This is a genomic window from Yersinia sp. SCPM-O-B-9106 (C-191) (assembly GCF_026183365.1).
Taxonomy (GTDB): domain Bacteria; phylum Pseudomonadota; class Gammaproteobacteria; order Enterobacterales; family Enterobacteriaceae; genus Yersinia; species Yersinia rochesterensis.
Map to the genome: position 1 here is coordinate 420398 of NZ_CP110791.1, position 26083 is coordinate 446480.

Genomic DNA, 26083 nt, shown 5'->3' on the forward strand with positions numbered 1-26083 from the left:
GCCTCAATCCGATTTATTCAACAAAGCCGTTCACCGGATACTGTTTTTATCTGCATACACAAGCCGGAGTTTTATTACTTAGGAACATACTGTTTTGCAAAATCAAACGGACTAACTACCTTCTCCCTATTAGTATCCAAAAAATCAGCCCACCATTGAAGCATCAGTCTACGCTCATCCAGAAACTCGGCTTTGTGAATGTACGCTGCCCGAACACTATTACGTTCCTGATGGCTCATTTGCCGCTCCACCGCATCCCGTGACCATAAGCCCGACTCAATCAATGCACTGCACGCCATCGCTCGGAAACCATGGCCACACACTTCCGTCTTGGTCTCATACCCCATCAAACGTAATGCCTTGTTGATGGTGTTTTCACTGATGGGCTTACGAGGATCATGATCACCGGGAAATATCAGACCACTCTCACCACCAGAAAGGCGAAGCTCTTCCAGCATAGCTAACGATTGCTGGCTGAGTGGGACCAGATGCGTGGTGCGCATCTTTGAACCTCGGTGTGAGAATTTAACACCGGGGATAGGCTCTCTTTCTGCCGGGATGGTCCAAAGTGCTCTTTCTGTATCGATTTCACTCCAGCGTGCATAACGAAGTTCACTGGAACGAATAAAAACGAACAGATTGAGCATCACTGCCAGACGAGTCAGAGGTTGGCCCTTATAACCCTCAATACGCGACAGCAGCTCTGGGATGCGATTAAGTTCGAGGGCAGGCCGGTGAACGCGTTTAACCGTGGTAAGAGCGCCAACCATGTCCTGAGCTGGGTTGTAATCGATGATCCCACACTGGACGGCATAACGCATGATGGCGGTGGTGCGTTGCAGTAGACGGGCAGACACTTCAAGAAAACCTGCATTTTCGGCTACCCGAATAGGGATGAGCAGGTCGGGTGTCCTGAGTGAAGCGATATCGCGAGTACCGTTCACAGGAAACAGATACATTTCCAAGTTTTTGAGCACTTTTGCGCTGTGTTGCTCAGACCATTGCTTATTAGCAGCATGCCAGCGCCGGGCAATAACTTCGAATGTTTGAGTGGCATCGGGTAAAGCCTTTTTTGCCCGCTTGACCTCACTGGGGTCGGAGCCCTCGGCAATCAATTTGCGTGCGGCGTCGCGTTTAGCCCGCGCTTCTGAAAGTGAAAGGGCGGGGTAGACGCCCAATGCCAAGGTATTTTCTTTACCGAGATAGCGATAACGTAGCCGCCAATATTTTGACCCATTGGGATGAACCAGCAAATGCATGCCATCGCTGTCAGTCAGTTTGTAAGGTTTATCTTCGGTTTTTGCTGACCGCACTTTCACATCGGTGAGTGCCATGGATGGCCTCCGGAATAGATTTTGTGGGTATAATAATTATCGAACTCGACTGTACCCGCATTTGTGCCCACAGGTGTAACTTGATGTAGGTAGAATCAGGTTGAATTCAGTTGATATGGAGTAGTGGGATGATAGCAGTAACAGCAGGATTTTAAATGCAAAAATGGACGTCAGTTGACGTCCATTGATAATAAGGTGGTGCCCGGACTCGGAATCGAACCAAGGACACGGGGATTTTCAATCCCCTGCTCTACCGACTGAGCTATCCGGGCAACGGGGCGCATTAAACCGTATTGGGCGCTGATCGTCAACGAATTTATAGCTTAAAATCTCTAAAAGCGTGTTGATCGCTCTCTTTTCAGGCAAAAGTGCAAAGTTCTGCGCAAATTGGCCTGAAATCCTACCCTGGCTCAGCTTAGCTTAATGCACCATTTTTTCGGCACTGGGCGACGGCCAATACATCTTCTGCCAGACATTTAGCGACGTCAACATCGGCCAGTTGGCGTTTTACCAGCAACTTGCTCAAACAACCTTCCAAAATCAACTCCATTTGCTGGGCGACCATCTCGGCATCATCAGCCTCCATCTCTCTCAGTAATTCCAGAGTATAGTGCAGCGAGGCTTCTTTTTGTTGCTCTGCCAATTGGTGGATAGGGTGGATATCATCGGGATAGAAGCTACAGGCTGCAATAAACAAGCAGCCGGGATAGCGTTTATTTTGTACTTGTTCACTGAGCGCCTGATAGCGCGCCAGTAGCTTTTGTTTCGGCGATAATGTCTCATCCAACTGCAATTGACGCCGCCAGGTATCTATCTGCTGACCGTGGTAGCGCAGGCAGTCATACAGTAGTGCCTCGCGGTCGGGCCAAAAACGGGTTAGGTCACTGATTTCAACCGAGACCTCTTTTGCCAGCATCTCCAGAGTCGTATTTGCCAATCCTTGTTGCTCTAACAGATTGAGCGCACTGCTTAATACTTGTTCACGTTGCACGTTGCTCTCCTCCAACTTCGTCTCTGGCAAGTGTGGTTTACCTTGGCCTATTGCGCAAATAGTGCCAGCGGCAGAGAGTTCAAAACGGATTGACACTCTCCACCTGCCGACTCTGTACCTTATCACTACTGTGGCGAGATCTGGTGAACTCTTTAGTGGCTCATCGATAGCATCCTAAGTATTAGGTGATTTTCCGCGCCCAGAGTCTGTGAAGCAGTCTGCATTGTATTGTGCATCTGCCTATAAGCATTCACGAATAACTTATTATTCTTGTTCTTTTGCCCGATGGTTTATTGGAACGTAGTTTTTATAATGATTACCGTGAATTGTAGCGATACCGAATCGTACAGAAACAGGCACAAGATTAAGCCACAAAATGCGTGCTGTGTGCGCTGGCAACCTGAATTGCATAACGCCCTGTATCGAGCCTTCGTTTCAGGCCGGGCGTTCTATCATAAGGATCGAAAATGAGTCTCCCAAATTATCCTAATCAGTTCCGCCGCAACCTACAGCAAGGGCAAACCCTGATTGGCTGCTGGAGTGCGCTGGCAAATCATATCTCAGCGGAAGTTCTGGGTCTGGCGGGGTTTGATTGGTTGGTATTGGACGGTGAACACGCCCCGAATGATGTCACGACATTTATTCCGCAGCTTATGGCTCTGACAGGTAGCGGCAGCGCCCCCGTGGTACGCGCACCTTGCAATGAGCCAATTATTATCAAGCGCTTATTGGATATCGGTTTCTACAACTTCCTGATTCCTTTTGTTGAGAGTGAGGAGGAGGCGGTACGTGCGGTGGCTTCAACCCGCTATCCGCCCGCAGGGATACGCGGGGTTTCCGTCTCCCATCGTGGCAACCATTACGGCACTGTGCCGGACTACTTCGCTACCATCAATGACAACATTACCGTGCTGGTGCAAATCGAAAGTCAGCTAGGGGTCGACAATCTGGATGCTATCGCCGCAGTCGAGGGGGTGGATGGCATATTTGTCGGGCCGGGGGATCTCTCCGCTGCGCTGGGTTATTTGGGGCAGCCAAACCATCCCGAAGTACAAAAAGTGATTCGTCATATTTTTGACCGCGCCAAAGCGCAGGGTAAGCCGAGCGGTATTCTGGCCCCTGTTGATGCTGATGCCCGCCGCTATCTGGAGTGGGGCGCCACTTTTGTGGCGGTCGGCAGTGATTTGGGGGTATTCCGCAGTGCAACTCAGGCGCTGTGCGACAAATTTAAGAAATAGTAGTGAGTCTGTATCAAGCATTCAGCGCTGCCGTATTGACGGCCTTGCGACTTAAATTGAGGAGTGACAAATGAAAATCGGCTTTATTGGTTTAGGGATTATGGGAAAGCCAATGAGTAAAAATCTGTTGAAAGCAGGCTACTCATTAATGGTCCTTGATCGGAATTCTGCGGCACTGGATGAGCTGCTCAGTGCCGGTGCGACTGCGGCGGCCACCCCAAAAGCGCTAGCAGCAGAGTGTGACATTATTATCACCATGTTGCCTAACTCCCCCCATGTGAAAGAGGTGGTGTTAGGTGAGAATGGCGTGATTGAAGGGGCAAAACCGGGGGCTGTGCTGATTGATATGAGTTCGATTGCCCCTTTGGTCAGCCGTGAAATCAGCGAAGCACTGGGGGTAAAACAGGTCGCCATGTTAGATGCGCCGGTCAGTGGTGGCGAGCCAAAAGCCATTGATGGCACCTTGTCCGTAATGGTCGGCGGCGATAAAGCGGTGTTCGATAAGTGCTTCGACATCATGAAAGCTATGGGTGGCTCTGTGGTGCATACCGGAGATATCGGTGCTGGTAATGTGACCAAGCTGGCTAATCAGGTGGTGGTGGCGCTGAATATTGCAGCGATGTCTGAAGCGCTGGTCTTGGCGACCAAAGCGGGCGTGAATCCTGATCTGGTGTTTCAGGCCATTCGTGGTGGGCTGGCGGGCAGTACCGTACTGGAAGCTAAAGCGCCAATGGTGATGGATCGTAACTTCAAACCGGGCTTCCGCATTGATTTACATATCAAAGACTTGGCTAATGCTCTCGACACGTCCCACGGCGTAGGGGCGCAATTGCCACTGACTGCGGCCGTCATGGAGATGATGCAGGCACTGAAAGCGGATGGGTTGGGTGATGCCGACCACAGCGCGTTGGCCTGTTATTACGAGAAATTGGCCAAGGTTGAAGTGACACGTTAGTTGTTGAAGTGACACGTTAATCAGTGATGTCGGCACTCTCAGGTGCCGACCATTGAGTAGCAAAGCTATACTGATAAGCATCCCGATATCCTGAACGGCTGATTGATAAAGTCTGAGCCTGCGTGATGTCGGATAGCTCATGAGATTGAATCATTTATGAAAATAGTCATCGCCCCGGACTCTTATAAAGAAAGTTTATCCGCGCTAGAGGTTGCGGTGCAGATTGAAGCGGGTTTTCGCACCCAGTTTCCTGACGCGCACTATATCAAGTTGCCGGTTGCTGATGGTGGCGAAGGCACAGTAGAAGCCATGGTCGCGGCGACTGCTGGCAGAATTATCAAGGTCGATGTGACCGGCCCGTTAGGGGATAACGTCGATGCTTTTTACGGTATCTCCGGTGATGAAAAGTGCGCATTTATTGAAATGGCCGCCGCCAGCGGGCTGGAGCTTGTCCCCATCGCGCAGCGCAATCCACTGAAAACCACCTCCTATGGCACGGGTGAACTGATTTTGCACGCGCTGAATCAGGGGGTGAAACATATCATTATCGGTATCGGTGGCAGCGCAACCAATGATGGTGGCGCAGGTATGGCGCAGGCGCTGGGGGTTAAGCTGCTGAATAAGCAGGGCCAGCCGCTGGGGTTGGGGGGCGATAAACTGGCTGATCTGGATGTGATTGATATCACCGCCCTCGACCCCCGTATTCAGCAGTGCCAAATTGATGTCGCCTGTGATGTCACTAACCCGCTAACCGGCAGCGAAGGGGCCTCGGCAGTTTTCGGGCCGCAAAAAGGCGCGACACCAGACATGATCGCCCAACTGGATGAGGGGTTATTGCACTATGCTGGCGTGATAAAACGTTATCTGGATATTGACGTTGATCAGGTTGAAGGGGCGGGTGCGGCAGGGGGATTAGGTGCGGCACTGCTCGCATTTTGTGGGGCGACCTTAAGCCCTGGCATCAATATTGTGACGGATGCGCTCGGTCTGGACGCACTGGTGCGGGACGCCACTTTTGTGATTACTGGCGAAGGGCGCATCGACAGCCAAACCATTCACGGCAAGGTTCCTATTGGGGTCGCCAGAGTGGCTAAACGTTATAACAAACCGGTGATTGGGATTGCCGGTAGCCTGACAGACGATGTGGATGTGGTGTATGAGCAGGGTCTGGATGCGGTATTCAGTGTGATTTACAGTATTTGCACTTTAGAGCAGGCGCTGGATAATGCCGCCGATAATGTGTTCCGAACCGCACGGAATATCGCCGCGACACTGGCGATAGGTATGGCGGCGGGCAAAGCCTAATTTGCAGGTGATCAGGGCTGACGATGGATTGGCCCCGATCTCCTGTCTGACCGCCCCTATTTCCCACAACACCCCGCTGGTATTCGCCATTTTTGTGACCCTCACCGCAACTCTTTCTCTTCATGATGTAAGTTGGGCATTTGTCCAATGTAATCCCTCGTCAGACCTCATATGCTGGTGCATCAGCCCAGATTGAGGCCCTTCCATGAGTGTATATAATCTTGACCCCCGACTAGCCCAAGAGATCGTCACCCGTACCATGAAGATCATTGATACCAATATCAATGTAATGGATGGCAAAGGGCGGATCATTGGCAGCGGCGATGAAGAGCGCCTCGGCGAGCTGCATGAAGGGGCGCTATTGTCGCTCTCTCATGGCCGGATCGTCGATATTGATGACGCGGTGGCTCGCCAGTTGCACGGCGTGAGGCCGGGGATCAACCTGCCGTTGCGCCTTGAGGGGGAGATCGTCGGGGTGATTGGTTTGACTGGCAATCCGGGCCAACTGCGCCAATATGGCGAACTGGTCTGCATGGCCGCAGAGATGATGATGGAGCAGGCGCGGCTAGTGCATCTGCTGGCGCAAGACAGCCGTTTACGTGAAGAGCTGGTACTCAACCTAATTCGTACTGAAGAGATATCACCCGCGCTGATTGAATGGGCGCAGCGGCTTGGGGTAGATATCAATGAGCCACGCGTGGTGGCGGTGGTGGATGTGGACAGCGGCCAGTTGAGTGTCGACAGCGCCATGTCGGAGTTGCAGGAGCTGCAAACCCTGCTGACGACGCCGGAGCGCAACAACCTGATCGCGATTGTCTCCCTGACTGAAATGGTGGTGCTGAAACCGGCACTGAACAGTCATGGCCGCTGGGATGCTATTGACCATCGGCGGCGGATGGAGTTGTTACTCTCCCGCATGACGGAGCGAGGCCGCTTGCGGGTGCGGCTCTCATTGGGGAACTTTTTTACTGGCCCCGGCAGCATTGCCCGCTCATACCGAACAGCCCGCACCACGATGGCGGTGGGCAAACAGCGGTTGCCGGAGCAACGTAGCTATTACTATCAGGATTTGGTGCTGCCGGTTCTGCTGGACAGTCTGCGCGGCGGCTGGCAAGCCAATGAGCTGGCGTTGCCGTTAGCCAAATTGCGGGCAATGGACAGCAATGGCCTGCTGCGCCGGACGTTAGCCTGTTGGTTTCGCCACAATGTACAGCCGACGGCGACGGCAAAAGCGCTTTTCATTCACCGTAACACCTTGGAATATCGGCTGAATCGTATTTCGGAGCTGACAGGGCTGGATTTGGCGAACTTTGATGACCGTCTGTTGCTGTATGTGGCCTTGCAGTTGGGGGAACAGGAGTAGCGGGGTGAGCAAAAGTCGTGGGGTGAACAAACAAGGCCGAGTCAGTGACCCGGCCAAGAGCAGTGCAGAAAGTCGCGGTGCAGAAAGTTTTAGGTCACAGGCGCGGGGTTAAACACTGCCAAGGCATTGCGCAGCCCCCACTGATCTGACCACGTGCGCTTGCGGTCACTGGCAATATCCAGAATCAATTCAAATAATTGCTGGCCGACCTCTTCAATGGTTGCATCACCAGTGGCAATGGTTCCGGCGTCGATATCCATCAAATCATGCCAGCGGTTAGCCAGATCAGTGCGCGTCGCCATTTTGATCACCGGCACTGCCGCTAGCCCATAGGGGGTGCCGCGCCCGGTGGTAAATACCTGCACGGTAATGCCAGAGGCCAATTGTTGGGTGCCGCAGACAAAATCACTGGCGGGTGTGGCGGCAAATATCAGCCCTCGCTGAGTTGGGCGCTGACCGGGAGAGAGCACTTCCGCAATGGCGCTGCGGCCCGATTTGGCAATTGAACCCAGTGCTTTCTCAACCACATTTGCCAGCCCGCCCTTTTTATTCCCCGGAGAAGGGTTAGCGCTGCGGTCAGTTTTACCGGTTTCGAGATAGTCATCGTACCATTTCATCTCTTCGAGCAGCCGTCTGCCTACCTCTTCGTTGACGGCGCGCGGTGTTAACAAATGGATGGCATCGCGGACTTCGGTCACTTCCGAGAACATGACTGTCGCCCCGCAGCGCACCAGCAAGTCAGAGGCGTAGCCCACCGCAGGATTAGCGGTCACACCAGAGAAAGCATCACTGCCACCACATTGCATGCCCACCACCAGATCAGCGGCCGGACAGGTCTCGCGCTGGCGCAGGTTCAGGCGTTGCAGGTGCTTTTCAGCCACTTGCAGGATCTCATCGACCATTGAGCGGAAGCCCACGTGTTTCTCATCCTGTAGGCGCACAATATTGCTCTCATCCAGTGAGATAACCTGCACATCCGGCGTCCCTTCCAGTAGGCGTTCAGGTTGCAGCTTTTCACAACCGAGGCCCACCACCATGACTTCCCCGCCAAAATTGGGATTGAGTGCCAGGTTGTGAATGGTGCGAATGGGCACAACCGCTGCGGGGGCATTGATGGCAACCCCGCAGCCATAAAGGTGATTGAGCGCGACCACGCCGTCGACATTTGGGTATTTCGCCAGCAGCGTGCGCTCAATGATATTGACTACATAATCGACGACGCCCGCCACACAATGGACGCTGGTGGTAATGGCGAGCAGGTTTTTGGTGCCGACACTGCCGTCCGCGTTGCGGTAGCCCTCAAAGGTGTAACCCTCCAGTGGCGGCAATGGGGCGGGGACGGCGGTGGCAAGGGGCAAAGTTTCCAGCGCGGGGGCGGCAGGTAACTCGACCAGTGATTCATCTATCCAGCCACCACGGGCAATATCGCGGACTGCCAAGCCAATCACCTCGGCATAGCGGATAATCGGCCCGCCTTGAGGGATATCAACCAAGGCGACTTTATGGCCTTGTGGGACATGCTCAATCAGTTCGAGGCCACATTTAAACCGGGTGCCAGCACAAAGCCCATTGTTATTCACCACAATGGCAACGTTATCCGCGTCCTGTACTTTAATATAAAGCGGGTTATCTACAGGACGATTACAAGTGCTCATAATATTATCCTTATAATATTTATATCGATAATATAACTGTTATTCTTCTCAATACAGCCATTATTTATCTTGAATACTATTCGTCTTAAATTCTATTTTTATGCCATTAGGAAGTTTTTAATTCCAGTCGCTTAATATCACCGACAATAAATAAGTAGCAGAACATCGCCAGTAGGGCAGAACAACCCACAAAGATTAATGCGGCATTAAAGGAGTGTAACTCTCTCACCAAGTAGCCGATAACCAAAGGGGTGACGATAGAAGCGACATTACCAAAGACGTTAAACATTCCCCCGCACAGGCCAACAATCTCTTTAGGGGCGGTATCGGCAATGACCGGCCAACCCAAGGCACCGAAACCTTTGCCAAAGAAGGCTAATGCCATCAATGCCACGACCACAACGTCACTGTCGACGTAGTTACACAGAATAATACTGGATGCCAATAGCATCCCTAACACGATAGGGAGTTTACGGGCGAAGGTCAGTGAATGGCCGCGCTTAATGAGTGAGTCTGAGAATACGCCGCCTAATACACCCCCGGCAAATCCACATAAGGCGGGAATAGAGGCCACCATACCCACTTTTAAAATAGACATTCCTTTATCTTGCACCAGATAAATAGGGAACCAGGTGAGGAAGAACCAGGTAATGGTATTAATAAAGTATTGCCCGAAGAAGACGCCCAACATCATTCGACTGGATAACAATTGTTTCATGTAATCTAATTTAGGACCACTTTTATGACCATCAGGTTTCTTGTGATCCATATCAACAACGGCACCGCCTTGTTTGATGTATTCAAGCTCTGAAGCAGACATATCAGGGTGATCCGTTGGGTTATGAATAAATTTAACCCAAGCGATGGTTAATACAAAACCCAACCCGCCCATGACGGTAAATACATGCTGCCAGCCCCAAGCAAAGGTTAAATACCCTAACAGTGGAGAGAATATAGCCAGTGAGAAGTATTGTGCAGAGTTAAATATGGCTGATGCGGTGCCCCTCTCTTTCGTCGGGAACCAAGCCGCGACAATTCTGGCGTTAGCCGGGAAAGAGGGTGCCTCAGAAAAACCTAACATAAAGCGCATGATAAACATGGAGATAGCAGCATAAGCTATCGGGAACATGTCAACAAAGCCTTGCGTAAAGGTGAAAAGTGACCAGAAGAATAAACTGTAGGTATAGACACGTTTGGAGCCGTAGCGGTCTAGCAACCAGCCGCCTGGTATTTGCATCAGCAGATAAGCCCAACCGAATGCAGAGAAGATATAGCCCATTGCCACGGCATCTAATTGCAACTCTTTTGCTACTTCGGTGCCCGCAATAGATAATGTTGCCCGGTCAGCGTAGTTAATTGCCGTCACAATAAAGATAATCAATAATATTATATATCGGACGTGGGTCCGTTTTTCAGGTACAGCGGCTTCCAGACTCATTTTTATACCCTCTATAAATCATTTTTTAGGTTGCCGCATTTATGTTCGTTATGAATCAGATGCAATAACCTATTTTTTATTTGGTGTCATATAAGTGCAAAATTTAATTATCAAAATGTCTTCATTAGCGCTGTGGACATTATATGGAGATGGGCAATAAATCGCATTGTGCATCGGCCCAAAAAAATGTGGGTAAATCATTTAATTGTTGTGTGGCTGTACAGCACAATGGGCTTAACATCACAATTCATCTTGATTTTAATAAAATCCGGTTGATATCTGGAATTAAAGTGATCTAGATCACTCTTTAATCAGTGAAACTACGAGATTAATTAAAGGGTCAGTTCATCCTGAACCAATTAATCCCCTTTATAAAAAAGAATAAACGGGGTAATCGCCTATTTTGAATCTCTTCCTCCTGGATTTAATTCTTTTTCATTAGGGCGTTTGCCAATTTAATTAACCAAAAATATCAGCATTAGCCCAATTCTTTTGCATCAAAAATTAATTGTAATAATATCGCATTATAGCCACTATGTTTGTAAGGTTAATGAATTGATAGAGTTGTGAAACGTTGTTGCAAATAATAACTATTTATCCGGCAATAGTATGACTTCTGGGAAAATAAGATGAATCCATTTATTGTTGCTGACGCCGAAAGCTGTATTGGGTGTCGGAGTTGTGAAGTTGCTTGTGTGGTGGCACATCATGAGGGCAAATTCCCTGATAAACCGGAATACTTCACGCCCCGGCTTAAGGTGTTTAAGGGCCGGCAAGATTTTAATGACCCGCGGAGTGTTAATGGCACATTGAGTGCGACGGCAGTTTTTTGCCATCACTGCGAAGACGCCCCCTGTGCCAGCACTTGTCCCAATGGGGCCATTGTTGAGATGAATAATAGTATTCAGGTTATTCAGGAAAAATGTATCGGCTGTAAAACCTGCATGATTGCCTGCCCATTTGGCATGATGACGGTGGTGACTGAGACCGTCCAGCCCGCCAGCCATCGTCTGGCCGATGCTTATCAGCGCACTGAGGCACAGAAATGCGACCTTTGTATTGACCAGCCTGATGGCCCCGCCTGCATCAAAACCTGCCCAACTCAGGCGCTGACACTGGTCGATCAGCACTATCTGCTGAACCAGCAGCGGCTAAAACGTCAGCGCACGGCACTGAATGAGCACAATGGCCGCCTGTTTAGCAGCGCCACTTCTGCCGGTGTGACGCACTCTTTCAGCCCGCTAAGCAAAAATATCCGCGATGCTGCCCCCGTCAATTTGTTGCAGCGCCCACGCACCCCAAGGCGGGAGCCGAAAAAGATTCCACTGGCGGAACGGAAAAGCGGCTTTGCTGAAATCTATCTGCCGTTCACCGACGGTCAGATCAATGAGCAAGCGGAGCGCTGCTTGAATTGTGGCGATAAAACTATCTGCCAGTGGACTTGCCCGCTACATAACGCGATTCCAAAATGGATTGCTTTGGCCCATCAGGGACGCATCCATGAAGCGGCAGAATTATCCCATCAAACCAGCAGCTTGCCAGAGATCTGTGGCCGCGTATGTCCACAAGATCGCCTGTGTGAGCAGGCTTGCACACTCAATGACCATGACGGTGCCGTCACCATTGGTCAGATTGAGCGGCATATCACGGAAACCGCATTAGCCACGGGCTGGCGGCCCGATATGTCGCAGGTCAAACCGACAGGCAAGCGGGTGGCGATTATCGGCGCAGGGCCTGCGGGCCTAGGTTGTGCAGATATTTTGGTGCGCAATGGCATCACGCCCGTGGTGTTTGACCGCTATCCCGAAATCGGCGGTTTACTGACCTTTGGTATCCCCGCATTCAAATTAGAAAAAGGGGTGATGAGCCGCCGGCGTGAGATCTTCAGCGAGATGGGGGTCGAGTTTTGCCTGAATACCGAGATTGGTCGCGATATCACGATGGAGAGTTTGCTCAGTGATTATGACGCGCTCTTTCTGGGGGTCGGCACCTACCGCTCGATGCGCTCCGGGCTGGAAAATGAAGATGCCTCAGGGGTTTACGATGCCCTGCCATTCCTGATTGGTAATACCCAACATCTGATGGGCTATACCGCCAGCAGCGCTCACCCCTATGTCAGCATGGAAAACCAGCGGGTGGTGGTGTTAGGTGGCGGTGATACGGCGATGGATTGTGTGCGCACCTCATTGCGTCATGGGGCCGCGAATGTCATTTGCGCCTATCGTCGCGATGAAAAGAACATGCCAGGCTCCAAGCGCGAGGTCAAAAATGCGCGCGAAGAGGGAGCTGATTTTATGTTTAATCTCCAACCGCAACGGATTGAGGTCGATGAACAGGGGCAGGTGACGGGTATCAAAATGGTGCGTACCGAAATGGGTCAGGCGGATGCCAAAGGGCGGAGGCAGGCGCAGGCTATCGCCGGTTCCGAACATATTATTCCTGCCGATGCGGTGATCATGGCATTTGGTTTCAGCCCACACCGCATGTCGTGGCTGGCCGAGCACAATGTGGTGCTGGATAAACAGGGGCGGGTGGTTGCGCCGACCATCTCAGGCTATCCGTATCAAACCAGTAATCCCAAAATCTTCGCCGGGGGGGACATCGTGCGCGGTGCGGACCTGATTGTGACTGCCATTGCCGAGGGGCGCAAAGCGGCCGAAAGCATTGCTTATTATCTTCATGTTTTGTAAGTGATTAATGTTTTTTAGCTGGTGGCCAGGAGAGAAGATGAACCGATTTGTTATTGCCGATATGACCCAGTGCATTGGCTGCCGCACCTGTGAAATCGCCTGTGTGGTGGCCCACAGCGCGGATAATAGGGCCAGCACCCTTACGCCGGAACAGTTCCACCCGCGTCTGAGCGTGATGAAAAGTTTTGCGGTCAGCACCCCGATTCTCTGCCATCAATGCGAGGATGCCCCCTGTGAGAACTCTTGCCCAAATGGGGCGATTGTTACTGGCGAGCATGGGGTGCAGGTGTTGGCTTCGCGCTGTATCGGCTGCAAAACCTGCATGTTGGTCTGCCCATTTGGGGCGATGAATATCATTGAGCAGGCGAATAATCACAGCCCCGAGCGGGCGCGGGCGCACAAGTGTGATTTGTGTCATACGCGGGAGGCTGGCCCGGCCTGTATTGAGGTTTGCCCTACCAAAGCACTGAAACTGGTGACGCCGATGGCCTTGGAAACACTACAGCGGGAGCGGCAATGGCGAGCGGCTCGTGGCGCGACATCGGGTATCACCCGCTAAATTTTATGGTCATAAGCTCCTGTGGTCATAAGTTTCTGTGGCCATAAGTAAGGATAAGAGAATGGACAAGATCCTCACGGTCTGCCCCTATTGTGGCTCCGGATGTAAATTGAATTTATTGGTTGAAGGCGGCGAAATTGTTGGCGCACAGCCCGCCAATGGCGTTACTAATCAAGGCGAGTTGTGCTTGAAGGGCTACTATGGCTGGGATTTTCTCAATGATACCCGCCTGCTAACCCCACGGCTGACAGCCCCTTTATTGCGCCGTCAGCGGGGCGAGGCGTTTCAGCGCGTGAGCTGGCAAGAAGCCATTGCTTTCATCACGGCTAAACTGAAAACCATCAAAAAAGAGAGTGGGCCAGACGCCATCATGATGACTGGCTCCTCCCGTGGGCCGGGGAATGAGGCCAATTATGTGATGCAAAAGTTTGCCCGCGCCGCCATCGGCACCAACAATATCGACTGCTGCGCCCGCTTATGTCACGGCCCCTCGGTGGCGGGATTGCAGCAAACGCTGGGTAATGGCGCGATGAGCAACTCCATCGGCGAAATCGAAAATACTGACTGCGTATTGGTCTTTGGCTATAACGCCGCCGACTCTCACCCGATCGTCGCACGGCGGATCTTAAAGGCCAAAAGCAAGGGGGCGAAACTGATCGTCTGTGATCCACGGCACATTGAAACCGCCCGCATTGCCGATCAATGGCTACCGCTGAACAATGGCGCGAATATGGCTTTGGTAAATGCCTTCATTTATGTGCTGATTGAAGAGAAACTCTACGACGATAATTATGTTCGCGCCCATACTCGCGGCTTTGAGGAGCTGAAAGCGGGCGTGGAGGATTACCGCCCAGAGGCGGTCGAGCAGATCACCGGATTACCTGCATCAGCGGTTCGTCTGGCGATGCGCACCTATGCCGCCGCTCCGGCTGCCACCATTTTATGGGGCATGGGGGTGACACAATGGGGGCAGGCGGTGGATGTGGTGAAAGGGCTATCTTCGCTGGCGCTATTAACTGGCAATCTCGGGCGGCCCAATGTGGGTGTCGGGCCGGTGCGCGGCCAGAATAATGTGCAGGGGGCCTGTGATATGGGCGTCTTGCCCAATACCTTCCCCGGTTATGAGAAAGTCACTGACGATGCGGCCAGAGGGCGTTTTGCGGCGGCTTGGGGGGTGCCTGAGTTGCCCGCCCATGTGGGCTACTCGATTACCGATGTCCCCCATAAAGTGGCGGATGGCAAGCTGAAAGCCTATTACGTCTTTGGCGAAGATCCGATTCAGACTGAGCCGGATTTGGCCGCCATGCGCGCCGCTTTTGCGGCATTAGAACTGGTGGTGGTGCAGGATATTTTTATGACCAAAACCGCCGAGTTGGCAGATGTGGTACTGCCCGCGACATCGTGGGGCGAGCATGAAGGGGTCTATACCAGCGCGGATCGTGGTTTCCAGCACTTTAACAAAGCCATTGAACCGAAAGGGGATGTGAAGCCGGATTGGGAGATAATCAGTCTCATCTCCACGGCGATGGGCTATCCGATGGCTTACCAGAATACCCAGCAAATCTGGGATGAGATGCGCAACCTGTGCCCGCCATTTTATGGCGCGACCTACGAAAAAATGGCCGGTTTGGGCTATGTACAATGGCCCTGTCCGAGTGAGGATCACCCCGGCACGCCTTATCTCTATACTGATAGCCAGTTTGCGACCGAGGATGGCAAAGGTGTGCTGAGCTGTGCGCCATGGCAGCCGCCCCATGAGCAGACTGACCGCGATTATCCGCTGGCACTCTGTACCGTGCGCGAAGTGGGGCACTATAGCTGCCGCTCCATGACCGGTAACTGCGCCACCCTGAAAATTTTGGCTGATGAGCCGGGTTATGTTCAGATTCACCCTGATGATGCCAGTCAGTTAGGTGTTATTGATCAATCACTTATCTGGATTTCTTCCCGACGCGGCAAGGTGATTGCGCGCGCCAGTGTGACGGAGAGGGCTAATCGCGGCGCGGTGTACATGACCTATCAGTGGTGGATTGGTGCCTGTAATGAGCTGACGGTGGATCATGTTGATCCGGTGTCAAAAACACCGGAATTCAAACACTGTGCGGTCAAGGTGGAGGCTATCGGCGATCAAAGTGCGGCCGAGCAGTATGTCGAGCAGCAATATCACCTGCTGAAAAAACGGCTACTCGATGCGGCGATGGTCCAGTAACGGCAGAGCTGTCACTACTGGGCTAAACGGGCTACCGCTGCTGGTTTTGTAGATGCTGCAAGAACTGCGCGGCATCCATAAAACCGGTCACTCTGGCGGCGGTTATCTCGTTCCCCTGTGCATCGAAAAACAGGATGGTCGGTAAGCCCAATACATTTAGTTTTTTCAACATCGCGGCCTGTTCGGTGCTGTTGGCTGTCACGTCAGCCTGGAGCAGCACAGTATCGGCTAGCTGGCGCTGAACTTTGTCATCACTGAAAGTGTATTTTTCAAACTCTTTGCAGGCGACACACCAGTCGGCGTACAAGTCCAGCATCACCGGCTGACCTTTTGCTTGGGCTAATGCCGCCTGTAACTGAGGTAAATCGGCCACTGACTTAAAACCTAAGTGCTTAATTTCACTCTGTTGTATGTGATTACCGAAAGCCCAATCCTGTAGCGGACGGGCGGCTACCAGCAAGGCCGCCAGCAGCAGCAATTGGAAGGCTCGCGCCCATCCTGAGTGGGCTTTCAGACTCAAGACAAAGGCCCAACCGAAGAAGGCAATCGCCAGCAAGCTCCATAAACGTAAGCCCCAAACATCGCCTAGCACTCTTTCCAGCAAGAACACCGGCAGCGCCAGAATCACGAAACCGAAAGCTTCTTTGACGTACTGCATCCACGGGCCACTGCGCGGCAGCAGCTTGTTGCCGAACAGCGTCACAATCACCAGTGGAATACCCATTCCTAAAGCATATAAATATAGCGTCCCACCACCGGCCAGCATATTACCGCTTTGCGCGATATAGAGCAGGATGGCGCTCAGCGGGGCAGTGGTGCAGGGTGAGCAAATCAGGCCCGCCAGTGCGCCCATAGCAAAAACGCCTGCCAGTGAGCCGCCGCGTTGGCTGCTACTCCACTGTACCAATCGGGTTTGCAGTGACGAGGGCAGTTGCAGCGAATAGAGGCCAAACATGGAGAGCGCCAGCAACACGAACAACGCCGATAGCCCAATCAGCACATAAGGGTGTTGTAGCGCGGCTTGAAATTGTAAACCCGCCGCTGCCACCACTAAGCCGAGCAAGGTGTAAGTCAGCGCCATCCCTTGCACATACACCACTGCCAACAGCAATATCCGCCGCTGACTATGGGGCTTTTCACGCCCGAGAATAATAGCTGAAATCAGCGGGTACATCGGCAAGACACAAGGGGTAAAAGCAATACCAATACCAATGAGTAGCGCCCACAAAGGGGAGAATGGCAACTCAGCTGGCGCTGGAGTTGCAGGGGCGGTGATTGGCGGCGCAGTGACTGCGGATGAACCGGCAGTAATAGCGGAGAGTGGAACCACCCGTGTTTCCGGCGGGTAGCAGAAACCCGCTTCGGCGCAGCCCTGATAAGTCACACTGACACTGGCGTGCTCACCGGCCTGCGTAATGGGTATTGTCAGTGTTAACTGTTGTTTGAAAATAGCGACTTCGCCATAGAACTCATCGTGATGCGCGATACCCTCCGGCAGAGTAAATACCCCGAGCGTGGCGTCTTGCGGCACAATTTTGATTTGCTGGCGATACAGATAATAATCAGGATGAACCTGCCAACTTAAGGTGAGCTGGTCACCCTGTTGGCGAAAATCAAAGGCAAACGCTTGATCGACCGGAATAAATCGGCTCTGGGCGCTTTTTTGGCCAAAAGCGGCATTATCACCAAGCAGTGACGCTTGTGCGCTGTGCGGTGCGAGTAAAATGCTGCACAGCAGTAGAATCAGAGTAATGAAGCGTTGAGCCATGACAGGTAATCTTTATCTCCGTCCCGTACCGGCAGCACCAGTAACTCCGGTGTTTGGTAGGGGTGATGTTGTTTGATATAACTGAGAAGCGCTTGCTGATGGTCAGTATTGCTCTTGAACAAAAGCTGGACTTCATACTCTTGCTGGAGTTTACCTTCCCAGTAGTAAATCGAGGTCGCACCCGGCAACAGTGTGGCGCAGGCGGCCAGTTTTTCACCCAGAACCTGCGCGGCTAAATCCTGCGCGCTGGCCTCATCAGGTGCGGTGCACAATACCACAATTGCATCACAATCAGACATTTTAACCTCATTGGTAGTGCTGTTCTATGGTGGCGTGGGAAGTTACGAGATAGCGCAATGTGTGAAGTCATCGGCTTATAAAACGCACTATACCCTGAAGCAGGGGTAGGTCAGAAGATGATTTATATCGCAGTGGAATAGATGCGATGACGCTCGCAAATGAGAGTGGGGCGCATCGCGCGCCCCATTTACAGCTGATAGATTACAGAACCAGACCGCCCATCACGAAGCCGAAACAAACGGCCAGTGCAACCCCAATGGTGCCTGGGATGAAGAACGGATGGTTGAACACGAAACGACCAATACGCGTTGTGCCGGTGTCATCCATTTGTACTGCTGCAACCAGTGTTGGGTAGGTTGGCAGAATGAACAGACCAGAAACCGCTGCGAAAGAAGCAATGGCCGCCAGTGGTGAAACATTCAGTGCCATTGCCATTGGCATCAATGCCTTGGCAGTTGCAGCTTGAGAGTAAAGCAGTGCTGAACAGAAGAAGAAAATTACGGCCAGCAACCATGAGTGAGCTTGAATCAAGCTACCAGCAGTTTCTTTAATCCAGTCCAGGTTGTGCTGTACAAAGGTATCGCCCAACCAGGCTACACCAAGGATACAAATACACGCACTCATCCCTGCTTTAAATGTGCTGGAATTCAGGATTGAATCAGTATCAACCGAACACACTAAGGTAGTGATAGTTGCTACGCTCAACATGATGATCAGGATGGCGTTAGTGGTGTTCATCAGCGGTGTAGCCACCAAACCGACACTTGGGCTGTTGATGATGGCATAGGCCACAACACACAACACACCGGCCAGGAACAACAGCACGGAGGTTTTAGCCCGTGGTTTAATCACTTTGACCGTGTCGCCACGCAGAGTGACCAAACCTTCTTCTAAACGTTTTAGATAGATTGGGTCATCAGACAGTTTGGAGTTAAAGCACCAGGAAACAATCAGTGACATCACAAACACCGCGCACAGGGTGGATGGAATGACTATCATCAATAAGTGTAAGTAACTGACGCCATGACCTTCCATAACTGAAGACATATAGACTACTGCCGCAGAAATTGGGGATGCGGTAATGGCGATTTGCGCGGAGACTACCGCGGTAGACAGTGGGCGGCAAGGTTTGATGCCTTGTTCTTTCGCCACTTCTGCAATCACCGGCAGGGCTGACAGAGAAATATTACCTGTCCCGGCAAAGATGGTCAGAAAATACGTGACCAGCGGAGCAAGGATGGTGATGTGTTTTGGGTTCTTGCGCAGTAACTTTTCAGTTTGTTGCACCAGATAATCCATACCGCCCGCAACCTGCATTGCAGAGATGGCGGCAATAACAGCCATAATAATTGAAATAACATCGAATGGAATGCTGCCGGGTTTGACACCAATAATCGCCAATACCAGAACACCAATACCCCCTGCAAAACCTATACCGATACCGCCTAACCTGGCCCCTAAAAAAATGGCCAGCAGAACGATGACTAATTCTACGGCTATCATAGTGTTTACTCCTTGATCCAAATGAAAAATTAAAGTTAAAAAGTTGTGTTTGCTAGAAAGTAAAAAGGCACGCTGTCCAGAGGAGCATGCGTGCCTTATAGGGCTACCGGATGATTATTTTATTGTTCATTTTCATCGGTATAACGTTTTGCCTTATAGGCCGGATGCATCAGGTTCTCGACAGAGAAAATATCGTCCAACTCGGCCTCAGTTAATAGGCCGCGTTCCAGAACCACTTCCCGCACATTTTTACCAGTTTCTGCACAAATTTTGCCCACGATGTCACCGTTATGGTGACCAATGAATGGGTTCAGATAGGTGACGATACCGATAGAGTTAAAGACGTAACGCTCGCAGACTTCTTTGTTGGCCGTAATGCCATTAATGCATTTTTCCAACAGGTTATAACAAGCATTTGTCAGGATGTGGATAGACTCAAACATCGCCTGGCCAATTACCGGCTCCATGACGTTCAATTGGAGCTGACCTGCTTCGGCCGCCATAGTAATGCAAGTGTCGTTACCGATCACCTTAAAACAAACCTGGTTAACAACTTCAGGAATCACCGGGTTCACTTTAGCGGGCATGATGGAAGAACCGGCCTGCAATTCTGGCAGATTGATTTCATTCAGACCCGTGCGTGGGCCAGAAGAAAGCAAACGTAAGTCGTTGCAGATTTTTGACATCTTAACAGCCAAACGTTTCAGGGCGCTGTGCACCATCACGTAAGCACCACAGTCTGATGTCGCTTCAATCAAGTCTTCTGCTGGAACACAAGCCAACCCACTGATTTCAGAAAGTTTTTGTATCGCTAACTGTGAGTAACCTTCAGGTGTGTTCAGCGCAGTACCGATGGCGGTGGCACCCAGGTTAACTTCCAGCAACAATTCTGCGGTACGTTGCAGATTTTTGGTTTCTTCTTTTAATAACACCGAGAAAGCTTTGAATTCCTGCCCCAGCGTCATGGGTACTGCATCCTGCAATTGGGTGCGACCCATTTTCAGAATTTTCTCGAATTCTTTGGATTTTCTTTCGAAGCCTTCTTTTAACTGATTGATGGCATCAATAAGCTTCATGATGGAAGCATAAACCGCGATGCGGAAGCCCGTTGGGTAGGCATCGTTGGTGGACTGGCATTTGTTCAGATGGTCGTTAGGGTTGAGGTATTGATATTCCCCCTTTTGGTGACCCATCAGTTCCAGACCGATATTGGCCAGAACTTCGTTGGTATTCATGTTTAAAGAGGTACCGGCGCCGCCTTGGAACACGTCAACCGGGAACTGATCCATACACTTCCCTTTATCCAGAACTTCGTCACATGCCTGAATAATGACATCAGCAATTTTGCGTGGGATGGTATGCAACTCTTTGTTCGCCATCGCCGCTGCTTTTTTTACCATGACCATGCCGCGTACAAATTCTGGCACATCACTGATCTTGCTGTTACTGATATAGAAGTTTTCAATCGCACGCAGGGTATGAACACCGTAGTAAGCCTCTGCGGGGACTTCTCGTGTACCTAACAGGTCTTCTTCAATACGAATGTTATTTGACATGAGAACCTTCTCTAATCTGCTGTCTTGTTTTGTATTTGTTAACTACATTATGCCGCCGTGAGCAATATGATGCGGAAATGAACCTTGAGTACGGAAAGATTAACCATTCATCTTATTGCTGACAGGATCATATGCTGCTTAATGATAAAAAGCCTTGAACTAGGATCACTATATGGTCGGAATTAATTGAGATGATCTGATATCTGTGATTTCTCTCACAGTTGTACTAATAAGTAATAAAAGTATTCCCCTAACTTGAAAAGCGATTCAGCCATCACCATTTTATTAAGGTCGACCCTCGTTGAAGGGGTTGCTGATGCTGAAATCCGCTAAAAAAGGAAAAAAACAGTGTCAGCGCCAGTCGGGTCAAGGTTTTCATGGTATCTGTCAGGCAGGTTTACCCTGATGAGAGGTACTGAATGATTGGAATAAGGAGAATGCGGTGCGTTGGTTACCGTTAGCGCTGATATTTTTATTGGCATATATAGAAATATCGATATTTATCAAGGTCGCAGCCGTATTGGGTGTGATGGTTACCCTATTGCTGGTGATCTTCAGTTCCTGTGTGGGGATATCTCTGGTGCGTAATCAGGGGATAAAAACTTTCATGCAGATGCAGCAAAAACTGGCGGCGGGTGAAAGCCCTGCGGCTGAAATGGTGAAAAGTGTTTCACTGGTATTGGCCGGTTTCTTATTATTGATCCCCGGTTTCTTTACCGATTTCATCGGCTTGTTGCTGTTATTACCACCAATTCAAAAATCCTTGACACTAAAGTTGATGCCACATTTGAATATTTATCGTGGCGGTTTTAGTGCTGGTGGTTTTAATCACAATAATTCTGGCCCTATGGGCGGCGGAAATACCTTTGATGGTGAGTTTCAGCGCAAAGCCGATGACCACTTCATCGTAGAGCATCATCCGGAAGAGGATGATAAATCGACAGATAACCGCTTTAAAGATGATAAGTAACTCGCGATACTTTCTAATTTATTGTTTATTAATCATAAATTCATAAAGTAAATGACAGTGCTTTCTATGGTTGGTCGGTGGAGAGATGGCTAAAATTAGCCCTCTCAGGACAAGAAAAAACTGAATTTTTTTTTGTCCTCTCCCTTGAAGGGATGTGAAGTCGCCCCCATTAAGATAGCCACGGTATCGGTTATGAAGGCAAGCCGGTACTCATCCTAAACCTGATACGGACCTTCTCAATAGGAGAGCTATCAATGAAAATTCGTCCATTGCATGACCGCGTTATCGTCAAGCGCAAAGAAGTTGAATCCAAATCTGCTGGCGGCATCGTTCTGACTGGCACAGCAGCGGGTAAATCTACCCGTGGTGAAGTTCTAGCTGTCGGCAATGGCCGCATCCTGGATAACGGTGAGATCAAACCACTGGATGTGAAAGTTGGCGACATCGTTATTTTCAACGATGGTTACGGCGTGAAGTCAGAGAAGATCGACCATGAAGAAGTGTTGATCATGTCCGAAAGCGACATTCTGGCAATTGTTGAAGCGTAATGCACGCTCTCTAATCTTCTGAACTGAACAAGTTAAGGGAAATCATACCAATGGCAGCTAAAGACGTAAAATTCGGTAACGACGCACGCATCAAAATGCTACGCGGCGTAAACATTCTTGCTGATGCAGTAAAAGTGACCCTGGGCCCGAAAGGCCGTAACGTAGTTCTGGACAAGTCTTTTGGCTCCCCAACTATCACCAAAGATGGTGTTTCGGTTGCGCGCGAGATCGAACTGGAAGACAAGTTTGAGAACATGGGTGCACAGATGGTTAAAGAAGTTGCCTCTAAAGCGAATGACGCAGCGGGCGACGGTACCACTACTGCAACTGTATTGGCTCAATCCATTATCACTGAAGGCCTGAAAGCAGTTGCGGCCGGCATGAATCCAATGGATCTGAAACGTGGTATCGACAAAGCAGTGATCGCAGCTGTTGAAGAGCTGAAAAAACTGTCTGTGCCGTGCTCTGATTCTAAAGCGATTGCTCAGGTAGGCACCATCTCTGCAAACTCAGACTCAACTGTGGGTGAGCTGATTGCACAAGCGATGGAAAAAGTCGGTAAAGAAGGCGTTATCACTGTTGAAGAAGGTTCAGGTCTGCAAGACGAGCTGGACGTAGTAGAAGGTATGCAGTTCGACCGCGGCTACCTGTCTCCTTACTTCATCAATAAACCAGAAACGGGTTCTATTGAACTTGAAAGCCCATTCATCCTGTTGGCTGACAAGAAAATCTCTAACATCCGCGAAATGCTGCCAGTTCTGGAAGCCGTAGCGAAAGCCGGTAAACCACTGCTGATCATTGCAGAAGACGTTGAAGGCGAAGCCTTGGCGACTCTGGTGGTTAACACCATGCGCGGCATTGTTAAAGTTGCAGCGGTTAAAGCACCTGGTTTCGGCGATCGCCGTAAAGCCATGCTGCAAGACATCGCTACCCTGACTTCTGGTACCGTGATTTCTGAAGAAATCGGTCTGGAACTGGAAAAAACCACTCTGGAAGATCTGGGTCAGGCGAAACGTGTTGTTATCAACAAAGACACCACCATCATCATCGATGGCGTAGGCGACGAAGCTGCGATTCAGGGCCGTGTTGCTCAGATCCGTCAGCAAATTGAAGATGCAACTTCTGACTACGACAAAGAAAAACTGCAAGAGCGCGTGGCTAAACTGGCTGGCGGCGTTGCCGTTATCAAAGTTGGCGCTGCAACTGAAGTTGAAATGAAAGAGAAAAAAGCGCGCGTTGAAGATGCTCTGCACGCAACTCGTGCTGCGGTAGAAGAAGGCGTGGTTGCGGGTGGTGGTGTTGCACTGATTCGTGCTGCATCTGCTATCACTAAGTCTGGCCTGAAAGGCGACAACGAAGACCAGAACGTAGGTATCAAAGTTGCGCTGCGTGCGATGGAATCTCCACTGCGCCAGATCGTAGTTAACGCCGGTGAAGAAGCTTCAGTTATCGCGAACAACGTTAAAGCGGGTTCAGGTAGCTACGGTTACAACGCTTACACTGAAGAATACGGCGACATGATCGCGATGGGTATCCTGGATCCAACTAAAGTGACTCGTTCTGCTCTGCAGTACGCAGCCTCTATTGCTGGCCTGATGATCACCACCGAGTGCATGATCACTGACCTGCCACGTGATGACAAAGGCGGTGATATGGGCGCTGGCGGCATGGGTGGTATGGGTGGCATGGGCGGCATGATGTAATGCCCCACCCTATAGCTTCGATTAAGCTATAAACCTAAAGCGAGTGGGGAAACCTGCTCGCTTTTTTTATAGGAAAAAAACGGCTATACAGCCAATACCTGTCATAACCTTGCCTCGTCCACGTTTTACACTCAGCCTTTTCTGATTCACATTTTGCAAACTCGCGCCTCAAAAGCAGTTTTATTTTGCTCGGTGTGATGATTGCAGGACTTTTTTTATCTGCGGGACAGATTTAATGTGTAAACTGTTAATCATTAGCCATCAGTCTCGACATCGGGTACTTGGATAATTTCGGCAGCGAATGCCCCAACGGCAGCGGTGCTTTCTGGTAATCTTTAGCGTGATTCTCAACTTAGAATGGGGAAAAAAATGCGGATTAAAGTGTTACTTGGTCTTTCAGCGGCATTGTTGCTGGCAGGCTGTAGCTCCACTAATCAATTGAGTTCAGCGGGCGAGCAAGTGAAGTTCTCTGATACCAAACCGGGTAGTGAATGCCAGTTGGTTGGGCAGGTGACGGGTACTCAGAGCAATTGGATCTCAAGCGGTGAAAGCAGCTCTATGCGCGGTGCGGCAAATGACCTACGCAATAAAGCAGCGGCAATGGGCGGTAATGTTATCTATGGCGCAACCAGCCCGAGTGAAACTTTCTTATCAAGCTTTGCACCGCTAGACAGCAAAATGGTCGGCGAAGTTTACAAGTGCCCTTGATATATTTTAAGGGTGCACAGGGGATGCAATGGCGTCCCCTGTTATACCCGTCATCTTTCAAGTTGCAGGTGTGTTGGCTGTACTCAATCACCGAATCACTTACCTGAGTAAGCTCATCGGGTTCTTTCGCTTGCCGCCTTCCTGAACCTCGAAATCTATAGGGTATATTTGCCGTCATCTTTCAAGTTGCAGGTGTGTTGGCTGTAACCGGCAGATTTGTCACCCAAATCATTCATCCTGCATTAACCGGAGGTCTAGTGGTGTTTTGCTGGGTTGCCCCCCAACTTCTCGCGTTAAGCGCGGCACCAGATATCCAGACACGCGCCGCAGTAATCCTTTCATTAACTGCCGAGCTTCATCGTCATCGACCATAAAATGAGCTGCACCTTGTACCTTATCCAGCACATGGATGTAATAAGGTAGAATTCCGGCATCAAACAATGCATTACTTAATGTTGCCAACACCTCTGAATCATTATTGACCCCACGTAACAACACGCTCTGATTTAGCAGGGTCACACCGGCCTGTTTCAGCAGCGCCATGCTGTCACGGAAAGATGCGTCAATCTCATTGGCGTGGTTGATATGTGTCACCATCACCACCTGTAATCGCGAGTCACTCAGCCGCTGACATAACTCAGTGGTAATACGCGCCGGGATGACGACCGGCAAGCGAGTATGGATACGCAGCCGTTTGATGTGAGAGATATTTTCGATCTCGTCCAATAACCAGTTGAGTTCGCTATCTTTTGCCATTAACGGATCGCCGCCGGAAAAAATGATCTCATCCAGTTCAGGGTGTTGGCGCACATAATCCAGCGCCTGGCGCCAATTGGCCTTGTTGCCTTGGTTATCCTGATAAGGGAAATGACGGCGGAAGCAATAGCGGCAATTGACAGCGCAGCCGCCCTTGACCAGCAATAGCGCGCGGTTACGATACTTGTGCAATAGGCCGGGAACAACACTGCGCTGTTCATCAAGCGGATCGTTGGTAAAACCGGGAGCTGCAATAAATTCTTCCCGTGCGGTGAGTACTTGAAGCAATAATGGGTCTGATGGGTTCCCCGGTTGCATGCGCGAAACGAATGCGCGGGGCACTCTTAAGGGAAATAAACGGCGCGCAGCAGTACCTTGTTGTAGGCTAGGATGTTCATTTAACAGCAAAATTCTTAGCAATTCGTCCGGATCAGTAATTACATCGGCGAGTTGTTGCAACCAATCTTCTCTAATTGGCATGTTTCGGGTTACAATACTTGCCATTTTTTAGGCTTATTACCAGTTTCTTGAGGA

Annotated in this window: 20 protein-coding genes and 1 tRNA gene; 11 read left to right on the forward strand and 10 right to left on the reverse strand. The window is 50.6% G+C overall.

Annotation, left to right across the window (positions count from 1 at the left end; genetic code table 11):
• Nucleotides 1-74: 74 nt before the first annotated feature.
• The 3 genes from OP863_RS01895 to OP863_RS01905 form a co-directional block, all read right to left on the reverse strand.
• Nucleotides 75-1334: a tyrosine-type recombinase/integrase gene (locus OP863_RS01895; RefSeq protein ID WP_265525831.1), complete on the reverse strand. Its 1260-nt coding sequence runs from the start codon at nt 1332-1334 to the stop codon at nt 75-77.
• A 196-nt stretch (nt 1335-1530) separates the two neighbouring features.
• Nucleotides 1531-1606 (reverse strand) — tRNA-Phe (locus OP863_RS01900).
• A gap of 143 nt (nt 1607-1749) precedes the next feature.
• Nucleotides 1750-2325 (reverse strand): transcriptional regulator, encoded by a 576-nt coding sequence (locus OP863_RS01905; protein WP_265526221.1) that lies wholly within the window; start codon nt 2323-2325, stop codon nt 1750-1752.
• Between the two features lie 467 nt (nt 2326-2792).
• Between OP863_RS01905 and garL the strand changes: the two genes are divergently transcribed.
• From garL to OP863_RS01925, 4 genes are all read left to right on the forward strand, one after another.
• Nucleotides 2793-3563, forward strand: coding sequence for a 2-dehydro-3-deoxyglucarate aldolase (gene garL, locus OP863_RS01910; RefSeq protein ID WP_038637013.1), 771 nt, complete (start codon nt 2793-2795; stop codon nt 3561-3563).
• A gap of 70 nt (nt 3564-3633) precedes the next feature.
• Complete coding sequence (gene garR / locus OP863_RS01915) at nt 3634-4518, forward strand: 2-hydroxy-3-oxopropionate reductase (protein ID WP_145591755.1); 885 nt, start codon at nt 3634-3636, stop codon at nt 4516-4518.
• Between the two features lie 156 nt (nt 4519-4674).
• Complete coding sequence (locus OP863_RS01920; protein ID WP_038637006.1) at nt 4675-5823, forward strand: glycerate kinase; 1149 nt, start codon at nt 4675-4677, stop codon at nt 5821-5823.
• A 205-nt stretch (nt 5824-6028) separates the two neighbouring features.
• Nucleotides 6029-7186, forward strand: a complete 1158-nt coding sequence (locus OP863_RS01925; RefSeq protein ID WP_038637004.1) for a CdaR family transcriptional regulator — start codon at nt 6029-6031, stop codon at nt 7184-7186.
• An 89-nt stretch (nt 7187-7275) separates the two neighbouring features.
• Here the strand turns inward: OP863_RS01925 and garD are convergent, their stop codons facing one another.
• Together garD and OP863_RS01935 are read right to left on the reverse strand one after the other, a co-directional pair.
• Complete coding sequence (gene garD / locus OP863_RS01930) at nt 7276-8841, reverse strand: galactarate dehydratase (protein ID WP_265525832.1); 1566 nt, start codon at nt 8839-8841, stop codon at nt 7276-7278.
• A 106-nt stretch (nt 8842-8947) separates the two neighbouring features.
• The gene (locus OP863_RS01935) at nt 8948-10279 is read right to left on the reverse strand and encodes an MFS transporter (protein ID WP_145591756.1); all 1332 of its coding nucleotides are present in this window, start codon (nt 10277-10279) and stop codon (nt 8948-8950) included.
• 629 nt (nt 10280-10908) lie between these two features.
• Here OP863_RS01935 and aegA point away from each other — a divergent pair.
• The 3 genes from aegA to fdhF all read left to right on the forward strand — a co-directional run bounded on the left by aegA (nt 10909) and on the right by fdhF (nt 15737).
• Entirely contained in the window at nt 10909-12969 is a 2061-nt protein-coding gene (aegA, locus tag OP863_RS01940; RefSeq protein ID WP_265525833.1) for a formate-dependent uric acid utilization protein AegA, read from the forward strand.
• 37 nt (nt 12970-13006) lie between these two features.
• The gene (locus OP863_RS01945; RefSeq protein ID WP_145588130.1) at nt 13007-13528 is read left to right on the forward strand and encodes a 4Fe-4S dicluster domain-containing protein; all 522 of its coding nucleotides are present in this window, start codon (nt 13007-13009) and stop codon (nt 13526-13528) included.
• 61 nt (nt 13529-13589) lie between these two features.
• Nucleotides 13590-15737, forward strand: coding sequence for a formate dehydrogenase subunit alpha (fdhF, locus tag OP863_RS01950; protein WP_265525834.1), 2148 nt, complete (start codon nt 13590-13592; stop codon nt 15735-15737).
• A 31-nt stretch (nt 15738-15768) separates the two neighbouring features.
• On the opposite strand, the gene OP863_RS01955 is transcribed toward fdhF, so the two are convergent.
• The 4 genes from OP863_RS01955 to aspA all read right to left on the reverse strand — a co-directional run bounded on the left by OP863_RS01955 (nt 15769) and on the right by aspA (nt 20864).
• Nucleotides 15769-17505: a protein-disulfide reductase DsbD gene (locus OP863_RS01955; RefSeq protein WP_265525835.1), complete on the reverse strand. Its 1737-nt coding sequence runs from the start codon at nt 17503-17505 to the stop codon at nt 15769-15771.
• Entirely contained in the window at nt 17481-17804 is a 324-nt protein-coding gene (gene cutA / locus OP863_RS01960) for a divalent cation tolerance protein CutA (RefSeq protein ID WP_049561610.1), read from the reverse strand. Before cutA ends, OP863_RS01955 begins: the two co-directional genes overlap by 25 nt.
• Before the next feature lie 202 nt (nt 17805-18006).
• Nucleotides 18007-19308: an anaerobic C4-dicarboxylate transporter gene (locus tag OP863_RS01965; RefSeq protein ID WP_050291540.1), complete on the reverse strand. Its 1302-nt coding sequence runs from the start codon at nt 19306-19308 to the stop codon at nt 18007-18009.
• Nucleotides 19309-19427: 119 nt separating this feature from the next.
• Nucleotides 19428-20864: an aspartate ammonia-lyase gene (gene aspA / locus OP863_RS01970; RefSeq protein WP_038636982.1), complete on the reverse strand. Its 1437-nt coding sequence runs from the start codon at nt 20862-20864 to the stop codon at nt 19428-19430.
• Nucleotides 20865-21306: 442 nt separating this feature from the next.
• On the opposite strand from aspA, the gene OP863_RS01975 reads away from it, so the two are divergent.
• The 4 genes from OP863_RS01975 (at nt 21307) to OP863_RS01990 (ending at nt 24793) form a co-directional block, all read left to right on the forward strand.
• Nucleotides 21307-21834 (forward strand): FxsA family protein, encoded by a 528-nt coding sequence (locus OP863_RS01975; protein WP_038636980.1) that lies wholly within the window; start codon nt 21307-21309, stop codon nt 21832-21834.
• Nucleotides 21835-22088: 254 nt separating this feature from the next.
• Nucleotides 22089-22382 (forward strand): co-chaperone GroES, encoded by a 294-nt coding sequence (locus OP863_RS01980; RefSeq protein ID WP_004391824.1) that lies wholly within the window; start codon nt 22089-22091, stop codon nt 22380-22382.
• A 50-nt stretch (nt 22383-22432) separates the two neighbouring features.
• Nucleotides 22433-24085 (forward strand): chaperonin GroEL, encoded by a 1653-nt coding sequence (gene groL / locus OP863_RS01985; protein ID WP_145588136.1) that lies wholly within the window; start codon nt 22433-22435, stop codon nt 24083-24085.
• A gap of 369 nt (nt 24086-24454) precedes the next feature.
• Nucleotides 24455-24793, forward strand: a complete 339-nt coding sequence (locus OP863_RS01990; RefSeq protein WP_005175566.1) for a DUF4156 domain-containing protein — start codon at nt 24455-24457, stop codon at nt 24791-24793.
• A 228-nt stretch (nt 24794-25021) separates the two neighbouring features.
• On the opposite strand, the gene epmB is transcribed toward OP863_RS01990, so the two are convergent.
• Nucleotides 25022-26053, reverse strand: coding sequence for an EF-P beta-lysylation protein EpmB (gene epmB, locus OP863_RS01995; protein WP_038636976.1), 1032 nt, complete (start codon nt 26051-26053; stop codon nt 25022-25024).
• Nucleotides 26054-26083: the final 30 nt, after the last annotated feature.

What these genes read in the sequence shown, in the direction of transcription:
- OP863_RS01895 (WP_265525831.1), bottom strand. Translation starts at nt 1,334, where the DNA reads ATGGCACTCACCGATGTGAAAGTGCGGTCAGCAAAAACCGAAGATAAA.
- aspA (WP_038636982.1), bottom strand. Translation starts at nt 20,864, where the DNA reads ATGTCAAATAACATTCGTATTGAAGAAGACCTGTTAGGTACACGAGAA.
- cutA (WP_049561610.1), bottom strand. Translation starts at nt 17,804, where the DNA reads ATGTCTGATTGTGATGCAATTGTGGTATTGTGCACCGCACCTGATGAG.
- fdhF (WP_265525834.1), top strand. Translation starts at nt 13,590, where the DNA reads ATGGACAAGATCCTCACGGTCTGCCCCTATTGTGGCTCCGGATGTAAA.
- OP863_RS01965 (WP_050291540.1), bottom strand. Translation starts at nt 19,308, where the DNA reads ATGATAGCCGTAGAATTAGTCATCGTTCTGCTGGCCATTTTTTTAGGG.
- OP863_RS01925 (WP_038637004.1), top strand. Translation starts at nt 6,029, where the DNA reads ATGAGTGTATATAATCTTGACCCCCGACTAGCCCAAGAGATCGTCACC.
- epmB (WP_038636976.1), bottom strand. Translation starts at nt 26,053, where the DNA reads ATGGCAAGTATTGTAACCCGAAACATGCCAATTAGAGAAGATTGGTTG.
- aegA (WP_265525833.1), top strand. Translation starts at nt 10,909, where the DNA reads ATGAATCCATTTATTGTTGCTGACGCCGAAAGCTGTATTGGGTGTCGG.
- OP863_RS01945 (WP_145588130.1), top strand. Translation starts at nt 13,007, where the DNA reads ATGAACCGATTTGTTATTGCCGATATGACCCAGTGCATTGGCTGCCGC.
- OP863_RS01990 (WP_005175566.1), top strand. Translation starts at nt 24,455, where the DNA reads ATGCGGATTAAAGTGTTACTTGGTCTTTCAGCGGCATTGTTGCTGGCA.
- OP863_RS01920 (WP_038637006.1), top strand. Translation starts at nt 4,675, where the DNA reads ATGAAAATAGTCATCGCCCCGGACTCTTATAAAGAAAGTTTATCCGCG.
- OP863_RS01935 (WP_145591756.1), bottom strand. Translation starts at nt 10,279, where the DNA reads ATGAGTCTGGAAGCCGCTGTACCTGAAAAACGGACCCACGTCCGATAT.
- garD (WP_265525832.1), bottom strand. Translation starts at nt 8,841, where the DNA reads ATGAGCACTTGTAATCGTCCTGTAGATAACCCGCTTTATATTAAAGTA.
- garL (WP_038637013.1), top strand. Translation starts at nt 2,793, where the DNA reads ATGAGTCTCCCAAATTATCCTAATCAGTTCCGCCGCAACCTACAGCAA.
- OP863_RS01955 (WP_265525835.1), bottom strand. Translation starts at nt 17,505, where the DNA reads ATGGCTCAACGCTTCATTACTCTGATTCTACTGCTGTGCAGCATTTTA.
- OP863_RS01980 (WP_004391824.1), top strand. Translation starts at nt 22,089, where the DNA reads ATGAAAATTCGTCCATTGCATGACCGCGTTATCGTCAAGCGCAAAGAA.
- groL (WP_145588136.1), top strand. Translation starts at nt 22,433, where the DNA reads ATGGCAGCTAAAGACGTAAAATTCGGTAACGACGCACGCATCAAAATG.
- garR (WP_145591755.1), top strand. Translation starts at nt 3,634, where the DNA reads ATGAAAATCGGCTTTATTGGTTTAGGGATTATGGGAAAGCCAATGAGT.